The organism is Halomonas sp., assembly GCF_031581305.1.
GTDB lineage: Bacteria > Pseudomonadota > Gammaproteobacteria > Pseudomonadales > Halomonadaceae > Halomonas.
On record NZ_JAVLBC010000069.1, the window covers coordinates 1 to 14,507 of the forward strand.

Genomic DNA, 14,507 nt, shown 5'->3' on the forward strand with positions numbered 1-14,507 from the left:
CCTCCCAGAGCAGTTCGACGCCGGTGGCGTTGCCCACGGTCAGGCGGAACGGCGGTTCGCCTTCGACGCGTGCCGTGGTGCCGGGTTCCTGGAGGCCGACGAAGACGCGCTCATCGCTGGCGTCGAAGATCTCGGTCCAGGACTGCTCGTTGAAGGTCAGTTCCAGCACCTGCGTATCGCCGACCGGTCCCTCGTCGGGGTTCTCGGCCTCTGGGGCGGCGTCGACGACTGCGTCGGGCTCGGCCTCCACGGCTGTTTCGGCGTCGCTGGCGGCCGTGCTGTCGGCTGCACCCTCGTCCTCGGTCGGTGCCAGCGTTTCAGCGGCGGCATCGCCGTCGGCCGGCACCTGCGGCTCGACATCGCCTGGTGCGTCCACGGCGGGGGCGTCCTCGACCAGGCCGAGGTTGCTCTCCTCCTCGGGCAGCGGCGGCAGGGAGGCGTCACCGCTACCGCCGTTCTCGGTGATGGCGGTGCTGCCATCCAGGCTGTCTACCGACACCGGCCCGCTATCGCCGGGGGAGGGCGGCTGGCTGCCGCCCCGGCTCTGCCACCACATCAGCGTCAGGCCGATCAGGCCGGCGATGACAAGCAGGGTGACCAGGCGAAACAGCCAGGCACCCAGGCGTGAGGGCGGCCGGGTGACCTGGACCGGCGTGATGCGGTGTTCGGCCTCCTGGCTGCCGAAGCGTGTCCGGTAAGCATCGAGCACGGGGCGGTCGTCGATGCCGAGCAGGTTAGCGTAGCTGCGGAGGTAACCGCGGCGATAGGCGGCAACGGGAACCTCCTCGTAGCTGTCGCTCTCCAGCCCCTGGATCACTGCCGGGCGCAGGTTCAGGGCGGCGGCGACTTCCTCGCGATCCAGGCCTTGGGCCTCGCGCTCGCGACGCAGTAGTTCGCCTGGGGAGGCCTGGCGTGGCGCGGTCTCGCCGGCATCATCGGTGTGAATGTCGCTCATGGCTGAGCATCCTTCGTCAGAAAACGGTGGTCAGGGCCTGCCACGGGATCACTCCAGCTGGTCGGCATAGAAGCTGGCGGTGGCCGTGTCGCCGCGATCCCGGGCAATGTCGCGGGCCAGGCGCAGGGCTTCGGCCTGCGGGCCGGCCAGGCGCATGTAGGTCTCGAGCTGCTGCTCGGCGCGCCCGAGGTTGCCCTGGGCGTACTCGAGTTCGGCCAGCAGCAGGTAGCTGCGCGGGCGGCGCGGGGCGATGGCCTGGGCCCGGGTCAGGCTATCGCGGGCGGCTTCGGCGTCGCCCACCTCGAGCCGACACTGGCCGAGGTTGGCAAAAAGCTGCGCCCGATTGTCGTATTGGGTATCGCGGGAAGCTTGCTCGAGCTGCTCGCAGGCCTCGTCGAGGCGGCCACGATCATACAGGAACGCGGCGTAGTTGTTGCGTGCCCGAGTGAACGAGGGGTCCGCCTCGACGGCGCGCCGAAAGGTCTCGTCGGCCAGCTTGGCCTCGCCTTGGCGCTGATGGACCATGGCCATGGCCTGAAGGGCCTCGGCATCACGGGAATCGATCTTCAGGGCACGGTCCAGGGCGTTCATGGCGCGCGGCAGGTTGTTGCGTTCGAGGTAGGCGATGCCGAGACGGGTATAGGCCTCGGCAGCCTCGTTGTCGTTGCCCCCGGGCAGGTTGGTCTGGGTGGCGCAACCGGCCAGCCACAACGTGCCCAGCAGCATGGTGGCGGTGGGTATCTGCCTCAGGCCGATCATGCGGGGGCGACGAGTCATGGCATCCTCTTCGGGTGGGCACGGTACCGACGGCCGCGGCGGTCTCGACTCGCAGCCGGTGGTGAAAAAAGGCCCGTCCATCAAAGCGCCGCGCCCGGTTGAAGTCAAGGCGACCCCGGTCAGTCGGCGTCGATCTGGATGGACTGGATATAGCGCTCGTGACGCTTGGTGCGGTCCTTGACACGGCCCACCAGCTGACCGCAGGCGGCATCGATGTCGTCGCCGCGGGTGGTGCGGATCGGTGCCGTGTAGCCCAGCTCATAGAGCCATTGCTGAAAGCGCATCAACTGGTTGCGCGACGGCTTCTCGTAGCCCGAGTGCGGGAAGGGGTTGAACGGGATCAGGTTGATCTTGCACGGCAGCTCCTCGAGCAGGGTGGCGAGCTGCTCGGCGTGCTCCTGCTGGTCATTGACGTCCTTGATCACCGTGTACTCGATGGTCACCATCCGCGTATCGTGGCACTTGGCCAGGTAGCGGTGGCAGGCGTCGAGCAAGGCACGGATGTTGTACTTGCGGTTGAGTGGTACCAGCTCGTTGCGCAGCTCGTCGTTGGCGGCATGCAGCGAGATGGCCAGGCTCACGTCGAGCTCGTCACCGAGCTTGTCGAGCATCGGCACCACGCCGGAGGTGGAGAGCGTGACGCGGCGCTTGGAGAGGCCGTAGCCGTCATCGTCGAGCATCAACTTCATCGCCGGCACGACGTTGTCATAGTTCAGCAGTGGCTCGCCCATACCCATCATCACCACGTTGGTCACGGGGCGGTTGGTGGTGTCGCGTCGCGGCCCCACGCTGCGCTGGGCCACCCACACCTGGCCGATGATCTCGGCGGCGGTGAGGTTGCGCTGGAATCCCTGCTTGCCGGTGGAGCAGAAGCTGCAGTCCAGCGAGCAGCCGACCTGGGAGGAAACGCACAGGGTGCGGCGCTTGCCGTTGTCGGCGGGGATCAGCACCGTCTCCACGTAGCTGCCGTCCTCCACCTCGAGCACCCACTTGCGGGTGCCGTCGCTGGAGCTGCCCTCGTAGACCACGCCCGGGCCGCGGATCTCGGCGACCTCGGCCAGGCGCGTGCGCAGCGCCTTGGAGAGGTTGGTCATGGCGGCGAAGTCATCGCAACCCTCGATGTGGATCCACTTCAGCACCTGGGCGGCACGGAACTTCTTCTCGCCGATGGAGAGGAAGAAGGCTTCCATCTCCTCGCGGGTCATGCCGAGCAGGTTGGTGAGACGGGGAGCAGCGGTGGCGGTCATGGCGGTCAGCGAGTCGTTGGAGCAGGGCGGGGGTGGAGCCACCCCCGCGGGAGAGGCGTGATCAGCCGCGCGGGCAGATCTCGTCCGCCTCGAAGAAGTAGGCAATCTCGCGCTCGGCGGATTCCGGAGAATCGGAGCCATGCACGGCATTGGCGTCGATGGTCTCGGCGAAGTCGGCACGGATGGTACCCGGGGCCGCTTCCTTGGGGTTGGTGGCACCCATCAGGTCACGGTTGGTGGCGACGGCGTCCTCGCCCTCGAGGACCTGCACGATCACCGGCCCGGAGGTCATGAAGCCGACCAGATCCTTGAAGAAGGGGCGCTCCTTGTGCTCGGCGTAGAAGCCACCGGCCTTCTCTTCGGAGAGCTGGAGCATCTTGGCGGCCACGATCTTCAGGCCGGCCTTTTCGAAGCGGCTCTCGATCTCGCCGATCACGTTCTGGGCGACGGCATCGGGCTTGATGATGGACAGGGTGCGCTGGTTGGCCATGCGGGTATGTCTCCGGTTGGTTGGATGATGTGGTGATGGATAGCGCCGCGCCGCCCCTGGCTCCGCGGAGGAGAGGGCGGCGCGGCGAATCGGATGAAACGGTCCGGCGGCGTGCGTCGGCTGGTCGGGGAGTATAACGCCCCGGGACGGCGTTGAACAATCGTTCAGACGCTGAAGCTCTCGCCGCAGCCGCACTCATCCTTGACGTTGGGATTGTTGAAGCGGAAGAAGCGATTGAGCCCCTCGGAGACATAGTCGACCTCGCTGCCATCGAGCATCTCCAGGGCCTCAGGGGCGACGAAGACCGTCACGCCGTGCTCTTTGAATGTCACGTCGTCGTTGGCCGCCTCGTCGGCGAAATTGAGCACGTAGCTGTAGCCGGAGCAGCCACTGGGCTTGACCGAGACCCGCAGGCCCAGGCCGTGGCCTCGCTCATCGAGCACCCGATGGATCTGCTCGGCGGCGGCAGTGGTGATCGAAAGGTGCGCCATGGTCTCTCTCCTGAACGTGGTAGGGTCAGACCGCCCGACGACGCAGCCCGTCCAGGGCGTGTCGCAGGGCATTCAGTGTGCGATCGATATCGGCTTCGGTGGTGAAGCGGCCGAAGCTGAAGCGCAGCGAAGCCAGCGCCAGGGGGCGCGGCAGGCCGATGCCCTTCAGTACATAAGAGGGTTCGACGCTCGCCGAGTTGCAGGCCGAGCCGGTGGAGAGCGCGATGTCGCGCAGCGCCATCAGCAGCGACTCGCCTTCCACCCCCTCGAAGGCGAGGTTGAGGATGTTGGGGATTGCCGCCTCGACCGCCGTGTTGTGGTGGATGCCGCCGGTATCGGCAAGACCCTCGAGCAGACGGTCGCGCAGCGCGGTGATGCGAGCCTGTTCGGCCTCACCTTCGGCCGCAGCGATGGCGAAGGCCTCGCCCATGCCGGCGATCTGATGGGTGGCCAGGGTGCCCGAGCGCATGCCGCGCTCGTGGCCGCCCCCGTGGATCAGCGCTTCCAGCCGAATATCGGGGCTGCGCCGCACATAGAGGGCGCCGATGCCCTTGGGGCCGTAGGCCTTGTGGCCGGAGAGCGACATCAGGTCGATGCCGAGCCGGCCGACATCCAGCGGGAGGCGGCCCACCGCCTGGGCGGCGTCCACATGGAAGGTGGCACCAGCGTCATGGACCACCTTCGCCAGCGCCGAGAGGTCATGGATGACGCCCAGCTCGTTGTTCACGGCCATCAGCGAGACCAGCACGGTATCGTCCCGCATTGCCTCACGCAGCTGCGTCGGGCTGATCCGACCATCACGGCCTGGCGTCAGCCAGGTTACCTCGAAGCCTTCCTGCTCCAGCGCCGTGGCGGTGTCCACCACCGCCTTGTGCTCGACGAGGGAGGTCACGAGGTGGCGTCCACGGGCGCGATTGGCGCGCATGAAGCCGGTCAGCGCCAGGTTGTCGGCCTCGGTGGCGCCGCTGGTCCAGACGATTTCCCGGGGGTCGGCAGCAATCAGGTCGGCGACCTGGCGGCGGGCACTCTCCACGGCCTGCTCCGCCTGCCAGCCGAGCATGTGGCTGCGCGAGGCGGGGTTGGCGAAGATGCCATCCAGGGTCAGGTAGTGGCTCATGACCTCCGCGACCCGTGGGTCGACTGGGGTGGTGGCGGCATAATCGAGGTAGACGGGTGCGCTCATGGGTTCGCTGTTTCGGCTGTGGGATTAGGGCTGTGGGAGCGGGTCTCTCGGGCGGCGCTTCAGGTGGTGGAGGCCAGGATGCCATCGTCCCACCGGCCGCGCTGGCGACTGGCGATGGCCTGGATCTCCCCGCGGCCGGCCAGCTGGGCCAGGGTGACGTCCTGGAGGAAGTCGTTGATGTGCTCGGAGAGCTCGCACCACAGGTGGTGGGTCAGGCAGGTATCGCCCTGCTGGCAGTCCGAGAGGCCGCCGCAGCGGGTGGTGTCCACGGACTCGTTCACCGCCTCGATGACCTGAGCCACGGTGATGCCTTCCGCTGCCTGTGCCAGCAGGTAACCGCCGCCTGGACCCCGAACGCTGTCCACCAGCCGGGCGCGCCGCAGCCGCGCGAACAGCTGCTCCAGATAGGAGAGCGAGATCTCCTGGCGCCTCGAGATGTCGGCGAGGCTGATGGGGCCGGTGTCGGCATTCATCACCAGGTCGAGCATGGCGGTAACGGCGTAGCGTCCCTTGGTGGTCAGGCGCATGAGGAACTCACCTCGGCACCGACACGCGGGTCGGCAGTCAATGAACGTGATCCGCCATTATGGTAAAGACCGAGTATCGCGGTCAACCATTGTGCCGTCGAGGGGCGGCCTCCCGGTCGCCCTGTGGCGCCTCGTCCGCGCTCCGCTCGTCCGGTTCTTCGCGGGGCGGGCAGCAGCTGTCCACGTCGGCGAGGATGTCGGCGAAGTCCTCGTCGCGCAGCTCCGGCAGGCGGCCGTCGCGGTAACTGGCGTCGACCTTGCGCAGGGTCGTGCACATGCGCTCGATGCGCTCGTCTACGGCGTGCATGTGGTCGAGCATCGCCTGGATGGAGCGGGCCACCGGGTCGGGCATGTCCTGGCTGACGCCGTAGGCGTCGAAGCCGAACTTGCGGCGCATCGCCTCGCGACGCGCGGGATCCACTTCCAGCTCCTCGGCCCGGTCCGGGTCGACGCGCTGCACGACCTTGCCGGGGATGCCGACCACGGTGGCGCCAGCGGGCACCTCCTTGGTGACCACGGCGTTGGAGCCGATCTTGGCGCCGGCGCCCACGCTGAAGGGGCCCAGTATCTTGGCGCCGGCACCGACGATCACGCCATCCTCCAGGGTCGGATGGCGCTTGCCCTTGTTCCAGCTGGTTCCACCCAGAGTCACGCCCTGGTAAAGGGTGACGTCGTCGCCGACCTCGGCGGTCTCGCCGATCACCACGCCCATGCCGTGGTCGATGAAGAAGCGCCGGCCGATGGTCGCCCCGGGGTGGATCTCGATGCCGGTCAGCACGCGAAACAGCTGCGACAGGGTGCGCGCCAGCCACTTCAGGTTCTTCTGCCACAGCCAGTGACTCAGCCGGTGGGCCAGCAAGGCATGCAGGCCCGGATAGTTGGTCAGCACTTCCAGGAAGTTGCGAGCCGCCGGGTCACGGGCGAATACGCTGTTGATGTCCTCGCGCAGACGTTCAAGCATGCAGCGGTCCTTGGATGGCAGGGCGATGGGAGAGATGGCTTCATAGTGGGGGCGTGGTGAGCCGGCTTCAAGCCGCATCCGCCATCTACTCGCGGTGCTCGGCCTGCTGCTCGGTCGCGGTGAGAATGCCGCGCAGTATGTTGAGCTCCATGCGCTCGGGGCGGGCCCGCAGGGTGAAGCGGCGTAGTCGGGCCATCAGCTGACGCGGGGTAGCCGGGTCATGGAAGCCGATGGCGATCAGGGTGCGCTCCAGGTGCTCGAAGTAGTGCTCGAGCTCCTGGTGGCTGGCCAGCAGCGGGGGCGAGGGCGCCTCGGTCGGGCCGGTTGTTTCCTGTTGTCCCAGCCAGGCCTGCCGGCACTCGTAGGCCAATACCTGAACCGCGGCGGCCAGGTTCAGGGAGCTGAAGTCGGGGTTGGTGGGGATATGCACATGGGCATGGCAGCGCTGCAGCTCGGCATTGGTGAGGCCGCTGTCCTCGCGGCCGAAGACCAGCGCCACGCGGGCCTCCTGGGCGGCCAGTTCCGCGGGGAGCCGGTCGCCCAGCCCCCGTGGGGTGATCATCGGCCAGGGCAGGGTGCGCGAGCGGGCGCTGGCCCCGACCACCAGGGTGCAGTCGGTCACCGCCTGCTCGAGGGTCTCGACCGTGCGGGCCCCGTGGACGATATGATCGGCCCCGGACGCGCGCGAGACGGTATCGGCGGTGAGTGGCTCGCAGCGCGGCGCTACTATGGCCAGATCGGACAGGCCCATGTTGTGCATGGCGCGGGCGGTGCCGCCGATATTGCCGGGGTGACTGGTGCCGATCAGGACGATGCGGATGCGCTCGAGCATGGTGGGCCTGTAGATCCTGGGTGGAGGCGGATGATTCTATCACGCCGGTCGGGTGCGTCGAATGGCGCATCCGGCGCGGGTCTGCTAGGATGCGCGCCGACCCGTTCTTTAACACCACTGACTCCCCAAGGCCCGATCATGCATCCGATGGTCCAATTCGCGCTGCGTGCCACACGCAGCGCCGGCGAACAGTTCCTGCGCATCCGCGAGCGAATCGAGAACTCCCACCAGGAGCACAACCTCGACCGCCTGCTCGAGGATGCCGCCCGCAATGCCGAGACGCTGATCGTCCGTCAGCTCGCGCGCGGCTACCCCCAGCACGGCGTCCAAGGCCGCTTCACGCCTCACCGCGCCGGTGAAGGCGAGGGTGCCGACACCCTATGGAAGATCGAACCCTTCCATGGCTATTCCAACCTCAGCGTCGCCGCCCCCGGCTTCGCGCTGTCGGTGGTCTGTCTCGTCAAGGGCCGTCCGGAGCATGCAGTGGTGATCTGTCCCTTCAGCGATGACGAATACCTGGCCAGCCGTGGGCGCGGTGCCCAGCTCAACGGCAAGCGCCTGCGCGTCTCGAAGAGCACCGCTGTGGCGGGCACTCGCATCGCCATGAGCCTGCCCGAGACCTGGCTGCGCTCGCGCTTCCTGCCCTCCTACCTGACCCTGGTGCAGCAGCTCGGCCCGCAGATCGAGCTGCAGCGCGCCTCCGGCAGCGGCCTGCTCGACCTCGCCGACCTTGCCGCGGGGCGTGCGGATGCCGCCTTCGTGCTGGGCCTGGAGGAGCAGGACCTGCACGCCGGTTCGCTGTTGCTCAAGGAGAGTGGTGCCCTGATGGGCACTCCCGACGGCCAGCCCAGCGTCGTAGCCGAGGGGCGCCTGATGGCCGCGGGGCCGCGCCTCTACAAGGCTCTGGTGCAGCAGCTCAAGCCGCACTTCTAAGCTGCAAGGCACAAGCTACAAGCCACAAGAAACCCCCGCCGGGACGACCCGCGGGGGTTTCTTGTTTCTACCTTGAGTCAAAGACTCTTGATTGCAGCTTCCAGCTTCCAGCTTCCAGCTTCCAGCTTCCAGCTTCCAGCTTGCAGCTGTGGCTAGGGCAGCTCCTCGGCCTCGGGGTCCTCCTTCTTCGCCGGGATCAGGTCCTCGCGATCCAGCTTCACCGCCAGCAGCAGGGCCGCGGCCACGTAGATGGAAGAGAAGGTGCCGACCACCACGCCGGCGATCAGGGCCATGGAGAAGAAGTGGATCATGTCGCCACCCAGGAAGAAGAGCGCGAAGAGTACCAGCAGGGTGGTGCCGGAGGTCGCCAGGGTGCGCGACAGGGTCATGTTGATCGCTTCGTTGAAGATCGTCGGCATGTCATCGATGCGTGACTTGCGGATGGTCTCGCGGATGCGGTCATAGACCACGATGGTGTCGTTGAGCGAATAGCCGATCACCGCCAGCAGGGCGGCGAGCACGGTGAGGTCGAACTCCCACTGGAACAGTGAGAAGAGGCCGACGACGATGATCACGTCGTGCATCAGTGCCAGCAGGGCGCCGATGGCGAACTTGTACTGGAAGCGTGCCGCCACGTAGAGCATCACGATGCCCAGCGCCACCAGCAGGCCCATGCCGCTCTGGTCGCGCAGCTGATCTCCCACCTGGGCGCCGACGAACTCGGCGCGCACCAGCTCCACTTCGTCGCCGGCGTCACGCAGCAGGTTCACCACCTGCTCGCCGACATCGGGGTCGAAGGCCTGCTGCAGGCGGATCAGCACCTCGGTGGAAGCGCCGAAGGTCTGGACTGAGACGTCACGGAACCCGGTGTTCTCCAGGACCTGGCGAACGGCGTCCAGGGAGGGTGCCACGGCGTAGCGGACCTCCACCAGGGTGCCGCCGGTGAAGTCCAGCCCAAGGCTGAGCTGCTGGAAGAGCAGCGAGGCGATCGACACCAGCAGCATCAGGCCTGATACCGCGAAGGCGATCCGACGCTTGCCCATGAAGTCGAGCTGTCGATTGACGAGGGATTTCATTGCCACCTCTTATATCCAGAGCTTCTTGACCGGCTTGCCGCCGTAGGTCAGGTTGACCATCGCCCGCGTCACCATCAGGGCGGTGAACAGCGAGGTGATGATCCCCAGCGATAGCGTCACGGCGAAGCCCTTGACCGGCCCGGTGCCGATGGAGAACAGGATCACCGCCACCAGCAGGGTGGTGATGTTGGCATCGATGATCGAGGTGAAGGCGCGCTCGTAGCCGGCCGTGATGGCCTGCTGCACCGATAGCCCCGTGCGTAGCTCCTCGCGTATGCGCTCGAAGATCAGTACGTTGGCGTCCACCGCCATGCCCAGCGTCAGCACGATGCCGGCGATGCCGGGCAGTGTCAGGGTGGCGCCGAGCAGCGACATGGCCGCCACCAGCAGGGTCAGGTTGAGCGCCAGGGCGACGTTGGCAAAGACGCCGAACACCTTGTAGCGCACCAGCATGAACAGCACCACCAGCAGCAGGCCGATCTGCACCGACATCACGCCACGCTCGATGTTCTCGGCGCCCAGGCTCGGCCCGATGGTGCGCTCCTGCACGAAGTAGATGGGTGCGGCCAGGGAGCCGGAACGCAGCAGCAGGGCGAGCTCTGCCGCCTCGGTGGGCGAGTCGAGCCCGGTGATGCGAAAGCTGTTGCCCAGCGCACTCTGGATGGTGGCCAGGCTGATGATGCCACGCTCGGTGTAGGGCTCTCGCTCCACGACCTCCTCGCCGTCCACCGTCACGGTGGTCTCGCGGGTCTTGTGCTCGATGAACAGCACCGCCATGTTGCGGCCGATGTTGGTCCGGGTGGCCCGGTTCATCAGGGTGCCGCCGGTACCGTCCAGGTCGATGTTGACCTGGGGGCGGCCGTTCTCGTCGAAGCTGTGGTTGGCGTTCGAGACGCTGTCGCCGGTGATGATCACGTCGCGCATCAGGTCGGCGCGGCGCGACTCCTGGTTGCGGAACGGGAAGGACTCCGTTTCGTTGTCCGGCGTGTCGGGGCGCGCCTCGAGACGGAACTCGAGGTTGGCGGTGGCCCCCACGATGCGCTTGGCGGCCACGGTATCCTGGACGCCGGGCAGCTCGACCACGATGCGATCCGGGCCCTGGCGCTGCACCAGTGGCTCGGCCACGCCCAGCTCATTGACCCGGTTGCGCAGGGTCGTGAGGTTCTGGTTGATGGCGTAGTCCTGAAGCTCATTCACCGCTTGGTCGGTCATGGTCATGACCAAGCGCGCACCGCGGTCATCGCCTTCGCTGCGGTAGTCGAAGTCAGGGAACTCGCGGGCGATCAGGCGTCGCGCCTCGTCGCGATCCTCGGCGTTGGCGAAGGCCATGGAGATGGTGCGCTCCTCGATCTCGGTATCGCGGTAGCGGATCCGTTCGCCGCGCAGCTGCTCGCGGATGGCGCTGGCGTTGACCTCGAGGCGCTGCTCCAGGGCGGCGTCCATGTCGACTTCCAGCAGGAAGTGCACGCCACCGCGCAGGTCCAGGCCCAGGGTCATGGGGGAGGCGGAGAGCGACTGCAGCCAGGCCGGCGTGGACTCGGCCAGGTTCAGCGCCACCACGTACTCGTCTCCCAGCATGTCGCTGATGCGGTCGCGGGCCCTGATCTGGTCGTCGGCATCGGCGAGGCGGATCAGTGCGCTGCTGGTTTCCACTTCCACTGTCTGGATGTCGATGCCGGCCTCACCGAGCGAGGTGCGGATGCGTTCCAGCTGGCGCTCGTTGATGGTGGCGTCGCCCCGCTCGCTGCTGATCTGGACCGCCGGGTCCTCGGGGAAGAGGTTGGGGAGGGAGTAGACCAGGCCGGTGAGGAGGACGACGAGTATCAGAAGATACTTCCACAGGGGGTAACGGTTGAGCATGGGGCCCTGCCCTCAGGTTGCGGACGTTGGAGGCTGACGAGGCGACCGGTGGGGGCGGGAGCCGGTCGCGCGGCTCCTGCCGCACCGGACGCAGGGCAACCCCGTCACGACCCGGAGAGGAGCCGCGGCGGGGCGAAAAGACGCCCGGTCAGATGGACTTGAGCGTGCCCTTGGGCAGTACGGCGGCCACGGCGTTCTTCTGCACGCTGACCTCGGTGCCCTCGGCGATCTCCATGCTCAGGAACTCGCTGTCGTCGCTCACCTTGGTGATGCGGCCCAGCATACCGCCGCCGATGACGATCTCGTCACCCTTGGCGAGATTGCCGATCAGCTGCTTGTGCTGCTTGGCACGCTTGGCCTGGGGGCGCCACAGCAGGAAGTAGAAGATGGCCACGAAGCCGACCAGCATGACGATCTGGGCGATGCCGCCACCGGCAGCGCCGGCGTCCTGGGCCATGGCCGGGGAAATGAAGAAGTCCAGCATGTACGACGATCTCCTGAGTGATGAAAGCGGGATATTCTACGGCCGGCCTTGCGGGCCGGCCGTAAGTCAATTCGGTGCGGGAGGAACCGGCAGGCCGCGCTGCGCATAGAACCCTTCCACGAAGTTCGCCAATGTACCCGCTTCGATGGCACCGCGCAAACCACTCATCAGGCGCTGGTAATGACGCAGATTGTGGATGGTGTTGAGCATCGAGCCGAGCATCTCTCCGCAGCGATCGAGATGGTGCAGGTAGGCACGGGAGAAGTGCCGGCAGGTGTAGCAGTCACAGCCCTCCTCGAGCGGCCGGGTGTCATGGCGGTGCTTGGCATTGCGGATCTTCACCGTGCCCTCGGCGGTGAAGAGGTGGCCGTTACGGCCGTTGCGGGTGGGCATCACGCAGTCGAACATGTCGACCCCGCGGCGCACGCCCTCCACCAGGTCCTCGGGCTTGCCCACGCCCATCAGGTAGCGCGGGGTATCGTCGGGCATCCAGGTCGGCAGGGTGTCGAGTACCCGGATCATCTCCTCCTTGGGCTCGCCCACCGAGAGGCCGCCGATGGCCAGCCCGTCGAAGCCGATCTCCAGCAGACCCTCGAGGGAGCGCTCGCGCAGTTCGGGGTACATGCCGCCCTGGATGATGCGGAACAGTGCCGAGGGGGAGTCGCCGTGGGCCTCCCGGGAGCGCTGCGCCCAGCGCAGCGAGCGCTGCATGGAGAGCTCGGCCTCTTTCTCGGTGGCGGGGTAGGGGGTGCACTCGTCGAAGATCATCACCACGTCGGAGCCGAGCGAGCGCTGCACCGCCATGGACTCCTCGGGCCCCATGAACACCTTGGCGCCATCCACCGGCGAGCGGAAATGCACGCCCTGCTCGGTGATCTTGCGCATGGCGCCCAGCGAGAAGACCTGGAAGCCACCCGAGTCGGTGAGGATCGGCTTTTCCCACTGGGCGAAATCGTGGAGGTCGCCATGGGCCTCGATCACCTCCATGCCCGGTCGTAGCCACAGATGGAAGGTGTTGCCGAGGATGATCTCGGCGCCGATCTCCTCGACCGACTGGGGCGTCATGCCCTTCACGGTGCCGTAGGTGCCGACCGGCATGAAGGCGGGGGTCTCTACCGTTCCGCGGGGGAAGGTGAGGCGGCCGCGGCGCGCCCGGCCATCGCTGGCCAGGCACTCGAATGTCATGAAGCTGTCTTTACGCATGGGGACTCTCGTGGCGCATCGGGGCTGGGCCGGGGCGTCGGCGTATCAGGGCTCGGGTGTCAGGGCTTGCGCGTCAGGAACATGGCATCGCCATAACTGAAGAAGGCGTAGCGCTCGGCCACCGCCTCGCGATAGGCCGCCAGGGTGGTGTCATGGCCGGCGAAGGAGGCCACCAGCATCAGCAGGGTCGACTCCGGCAGGTGGAAGTTGGTCACCAGCGCATCGACGCAGCGCCATTCGTAGCCGGGGTAGATGAAGATGTCGGTCTCGCCGCTGTAGGGAGCGATCTCGCCATTCGCGCTCTTCAGGCAGGCCGACTCCAGGCAGCGCACGCTGGTGGTGCCGACGGCCACCACCCGGTTGCCCCGGGCGCGGGCGGCGCGCACCTGCTCGCAGGCGGCCTCGGTGACCTCGATCCACTCGCTGTGCATCTGGTGCTCGCGGATGTCGTCGGCGCGCACCGGCTGGAAGGTGCCGGCGCCCACGTGCAGGGTGACGTAGGCGCTTTCAACGCCCTTGGCGGCCAGGGCCTCGAGCAGCGGCTCGTCGAAGTGCAGCCCGGCGGTGGGGGCGGCCACGGCCCCGTCGCGGCGCGCGTAGACGGTCTGGTAGCGCTCGCGGTCGGCCAGCTCGTCCTCGCGGGTGATGTAGGGCGGCAGCGGCATGTGGCCGTGCCGCTCCAGCAGCGTGATCAGTGGCGTCTCGCCCAGGAAGCGCAGCTCGAACAGCGCCTCGCGGCGCCCCTCCACCATGGCGCGGATGCCCCCCTCGAAGACCAGCTCGGTGCCGGGCTTCGGCGACTTGCTGCTGCGCAGGTGGGCGAGGCCACGATGCGCGTCCAGCGGTCGCTCGAGCAGCATCTCCACCCTGCCGCCGCTGGTCTTGTGGCCATGCAGTCGGGCGGGAATCACCCGGGTGTCGTTGAACACCAGCAGATCACCGGGGGCGAGCAGCTCGAGCAGGTCGGGGAAGCGGCGGTGGGCGAGTGCGCCGGTGGCACCATCGACGCTCAGCAGGCGGCAGTCGCTGCGCTGCTCGGAGGGGTAGCGGGCAATCAGCTCCTCGGGGAGCTCGTAGTGAAAGTCGGCGCGCTGCATGGTGGGTTTCGGTCCGGCTCGGGGGCGTGTCGGGCGGCTTGGCCAGCCGCGCAAAGCTCGACAGGATACCGTTTCGAGGCAGGGAAGTCAGCCGGCCGATTGACGTGCTCGGGTGCCCACGTATAATGCCTTCGCGTTGCCGGCGTGGCGGAATTGGTAGACGCAGCGGATTCAAAATCCGCCGGGTGCAAGCCCTTGTCGGTTCGAGTCCGACCGCCGGTACCAAGTAACCTACGAGCCCAGAAGCCATGCGGGTTCAAGGGGTTACAGGCTTAGATCAGACCCTAAGGTGTGACACTTCGGTGATCCACTCCTGAGGTCTGACATGCCCTACGGAACCTACCTGACGCGTAGCCGTCACCGCACCAACTGGTATGCACGGATCGTCATT

Annotated in this window: 15 protein-coding genes and 1 tRNA gene; 2 read left to right on the top strand and 14 right to left on the bottom strand. The window is 67.1% G+C overall.

Annotated features, from left to right (window positions below; genetic code table 11):
- The 9 genes from RI841_RS07605 to trmJ all read right to left on the bottom strand — a co-directional run.
- Nucleotides 1–955 (bottom strand): RodZ domain-containing protein (locus RI841_RS07605; RefSeq protein ID WP_310704997.1); only part of this gene is annotated, 955 nt, incomplete at its 3' end.
- 48 nt (nt 956–1,003) lie between these two features.
- Nucleotides 1,004–1,732, bottom strand: a complete 729-nt coding sequence (pilW, locus tag RI841_RS07610) for a type IV pilus biogenesis/stability protein PilW (RefSeq protein ID WP_310704998.1) — start codon at nt 1,730–1,732, stop codon at nt 1,004–1,006.
- Nucleotides 1,733–1,851: 119 nt separating this feature from the next.
- Complete coding sequence (rlmN, locus tag RI841_RS07615; protein WP_310704999.1) at nt 1,852–2,979, bottom strand: 23S rRNA (adenine(2503)-C(2))-methyltransferase RlmN; 1,128 nt, start codon at nt 2,977–2,979, stop codon at nt 1,852–1,854.
- Between the two features lie 61 nt (nt 2,980–3,040).
- Nucleotides 3,041–3,469 (bottom strand): nucleoside-diphosphate kinase, encoded by a 429-nt coding sequence (gene ndk, locus RI841_RS07620; protein WP_310705000.1) that lies wholly within the window; start codon nt 3,467–3,469, stop codon nt 3,041–3,043.
- 164 nt (nt 3,470–3,633) lie between these two features.
- On the bottom strand, nt 3,634–3,960 hold the full coding sequence (locus RI841_RS07625) for an iron-sulfur cluster assembly accessory protein (protein ID WP_310705001.1): 327 nt from the start codon (nt 3,958–3,960) through the stop codon (nt 3,634–3,636).
- A gap of 25 nt (nt 3,961–3,985) precedes the next feature.
- Nucleotides 3,986–5,143, bottom strand: coding sequence for an IscS subfamily cysteine desulfurase (locus tag RI841_RS07630; RefSeq protein ID WP_310705002.1), 1,158 nt, complete (start codon nt 5,141–5,143; stop codon nt 3,986–3,988).
- 59 nt (nt 5,144–5,202) lie between these two features.
- Nucleotides 5,203–5,670 (bottom strand): Fe-S cluster assembly transcriptional regulator IscR, encoded by a 468-nt coding sequence (gene iscR / locus RI841_RS07635; protein ID WP_310705003.1) that lies wholly within the window; start codon nt 5,668–5,670, stop codon nt 5,203–5,205.
- Nucleotides 5,671–5,752: 82 nt separating this feature from the next.
- The gene (gene cysE, locus RI841_RS07640; RefSeq protein WP_310705005.1) at nt 5,753–6,631 is read right to left on the bottom strand and encodes a serine O-acetyltransferase; all 879 of its coding nucleotides are present in this window, start codon (nt 6,629–6,631) and stop codon (nt 5,753–5,755) included.
- Between the two features lie 85 nt (nt 6,632–6,716).
- Nucleotides 6,717–7,463: a tRNA (cytosine(32)/uridine(32)-2'-O)-methyltransferase TrmJ gene (gene trmJ, locus RI841_RS07645; RefSeq protein ID WP_310705006.1), complete on the bottom strand. Its 747-nt coding sequence runs from the start codon at nt 7,461–7,463 to the stop codon at nt 6,717–6,719.
- A gap of 138 nt (nt 7,464–7,601) precedes the next feature.
- Between trmJ and RI841_RS07650 the strand changes: the two genes are divergently transcribed.
- A complete protein-coding gene (locus tag RI841_RS07650) occupies nt 7,602–8,396 on the top strand; it encodes an inositol monophosphatase family protein (protein ID WP_310705007.1) in 795 nt (264 codons plus the stop codon).
- Nucleotides 8,397–8,548: 152 nt separating this feature from the next.
- Here RI841_RS07650 and secF read toward each other — a convergent pair whose 3' ends face one another.
- The 5 genes from secF to queA all read right to left on the bottom strand — a co-directional run bounded on the left by secF (nt 8,549) and on the right by queA (nt 14,116).
- Nucleotides 8,549–9,472: a protein translocase subunit SecF gene (gene secF, locus RI841_RS07655; RefSeq protein WP_310705008.1), complete on the bottom strand. Its 924-nt coding sequence runs from the start codon at nt 9,470–9,472 to the stop codon at nt 8,549–8,551.
- A gap of 9 nt (nt 9,473–9,481) precedes the next feature.
- A complete protein-coding gene (secD, locus tag RI841_RS07660; protein ID WP_310705009.1) occupies nt 9,482–11,332 on the bottom strand; it encodes a protein translocase subunit SecD in 1,851 nt (616 codons plus the stop codon).
- Between the two features lie 148 nt (nt 11,333–11,480).
- Nucleotides 11,481–11,816: a preprotein translocase subunit YajC gene (yajC, locus tag RI841_RS07665; protein ID WP_282736420.1), complete on the bottom strand. Its 336-nt coding sequence runs from the start codon at nt 11,814–11,816 to the stop codon at nt 11,481–11,483.
- Between the two features lie 66 nt (nt 11,817–11,882).
- Nucleotides 11,883–13,001, bottom strand: a complete 1,119-nt coding sequence (tgt, locus tag RI841_RS07670; protein ID WP_310705010.1) for a tRNA guanosine(34) transglycosylase Tgt — start codon at nt 12,999–13,001, stop codon at nt 11,883–11,885.
- Nucleotides 13,002–13,078: 77 nt separating this feature from the next.
- Nucleotides 13,079–14,116 carry a tRNA preQ1(34) S-adenosylmethionine ribosyltransferase-isomerase QueA gene (gene queA, locus RI841_RS07675; protein WP_310705011.1) on the bottom strand — a complete coding sequence of 346 codons (1,038 nt, stop codon included), beginning with the start codon at nt 14,114–14,116 and terminating at the stop codon, nt 13,079–13,081.
- A gap of 138 nt (nt 14,117–14,254) precedes the next feature.
- Here queA and RI841_RS07680 point away from each other — a divergent pair.
- A tRNA-Leu gene (locus RI841_RS07680) sits at nt 14,255–14,341 on the top strand.
- Nucleotides 14,342–14,507: the final 166 nt, after the last annotated feature.

What these genes read in the sequence shown, in the direction of transcription:
- rlmN (WP_310704999.1), bottom strand. Translation starts at nt 2,979, where the DNA reads ATGACCGCCACCGCTGCTCCCCGTCTCACCAACCTGCTCGGCATGACC.
- yajC (WP_282736420.1), bottom strand. Translation starts at nt 11,816, where the DNA reads ATGCTGGACTTCTTCATTTCCCCGGCCATGGCCCAGGACGCCGGCGCT.
- tgt (WP_310705010.1), bottom strand. Translation starts at nt 13,001, where the DNA reads ATGACATTCGAGTGCCTGGCCAGCGATGGCCGGGCGCGCCGCGGCCGC.
- ndk (WP_310705000.1), bottom strand. Translation starts at nt 3,469, where the DNA reads ATGGCCAACCAGCGCACCCTGTCCATCATCAAGCCCGATGCCGTCGCC.
- RI841_RS07625 (WP_310705001.1), bottom strand. Translation starts at nt 3,960, where the DNA reads ATGGCGCACCTTTCGATCACCACTGCCGCCGCCGAGCAGATCCATCGG.
- queA (WP_310705011.1), bottom strand. Translation starts at nt 14,116, where the DNA reads ATGCAGCGCGCCGACTTTCACTACGAGCTCCCCGAGGAGCTGATTGCC.
- secD (WP_310705009.1), bottom strand. Translation starts at nt 11,332, where the DNA reads ATGCTCAACCGTTACCCCCTGTGGAAGTATCTTCTGATACTCGTCGTC.
- trmJ (WP_310705006.1), bottom strand. Translation starts at nt 7,463, where the DNA reads ATGCTCGAGCGCATCCGCATCGTCCTGATCGGCACCAGTCACCCCGGC.
- RI841_RS07650 (WP_310705007.1), top strand. Translation starts at nt 7,602, where the DNA reads ATGCATCCGATGGTCCAATTCGCGCTGCGTGCCACACGCAGCGCCGGC.
- iscR (WP_310705003.1), bottom strand. Translation starts at nt 5,670, where the DNA reads ATGCGCCTGACCACCAAGGGACGCTACGCCGTTACCGCCATGCTCGAC.
- secF (WP_310705008.1), bottom strand. Translation starts at nt 9,472, where the DNA reads ATGAAATCCCTCGTCAATCGACAGCTCGACTTCATGGGCAAGCGTCGG.
- pilW (WP_310704998.1), bottom strand. Translation starts at nt 1,732, where the DNA reads ATGACTCGTCGCCCCCGCATGATCGGCCTGAGGCAGATACCCACCGCC.
- cysE (WP_310705005.1), bottom strand. Translation starts at nt 6,631, where the DNA reads ATGCTTGAACGTCTGCGCGAGGACATCAACAGCGTATTCGCCCGTGAC.
- RI841_RS07630 (WP_310705002.1), bottom strand. Translation starts at nt 5,143, where the DNA reads ATGAGCGCACCCGTCTACCTCGATTATGCCGCCACCACCCCAGTCGAC.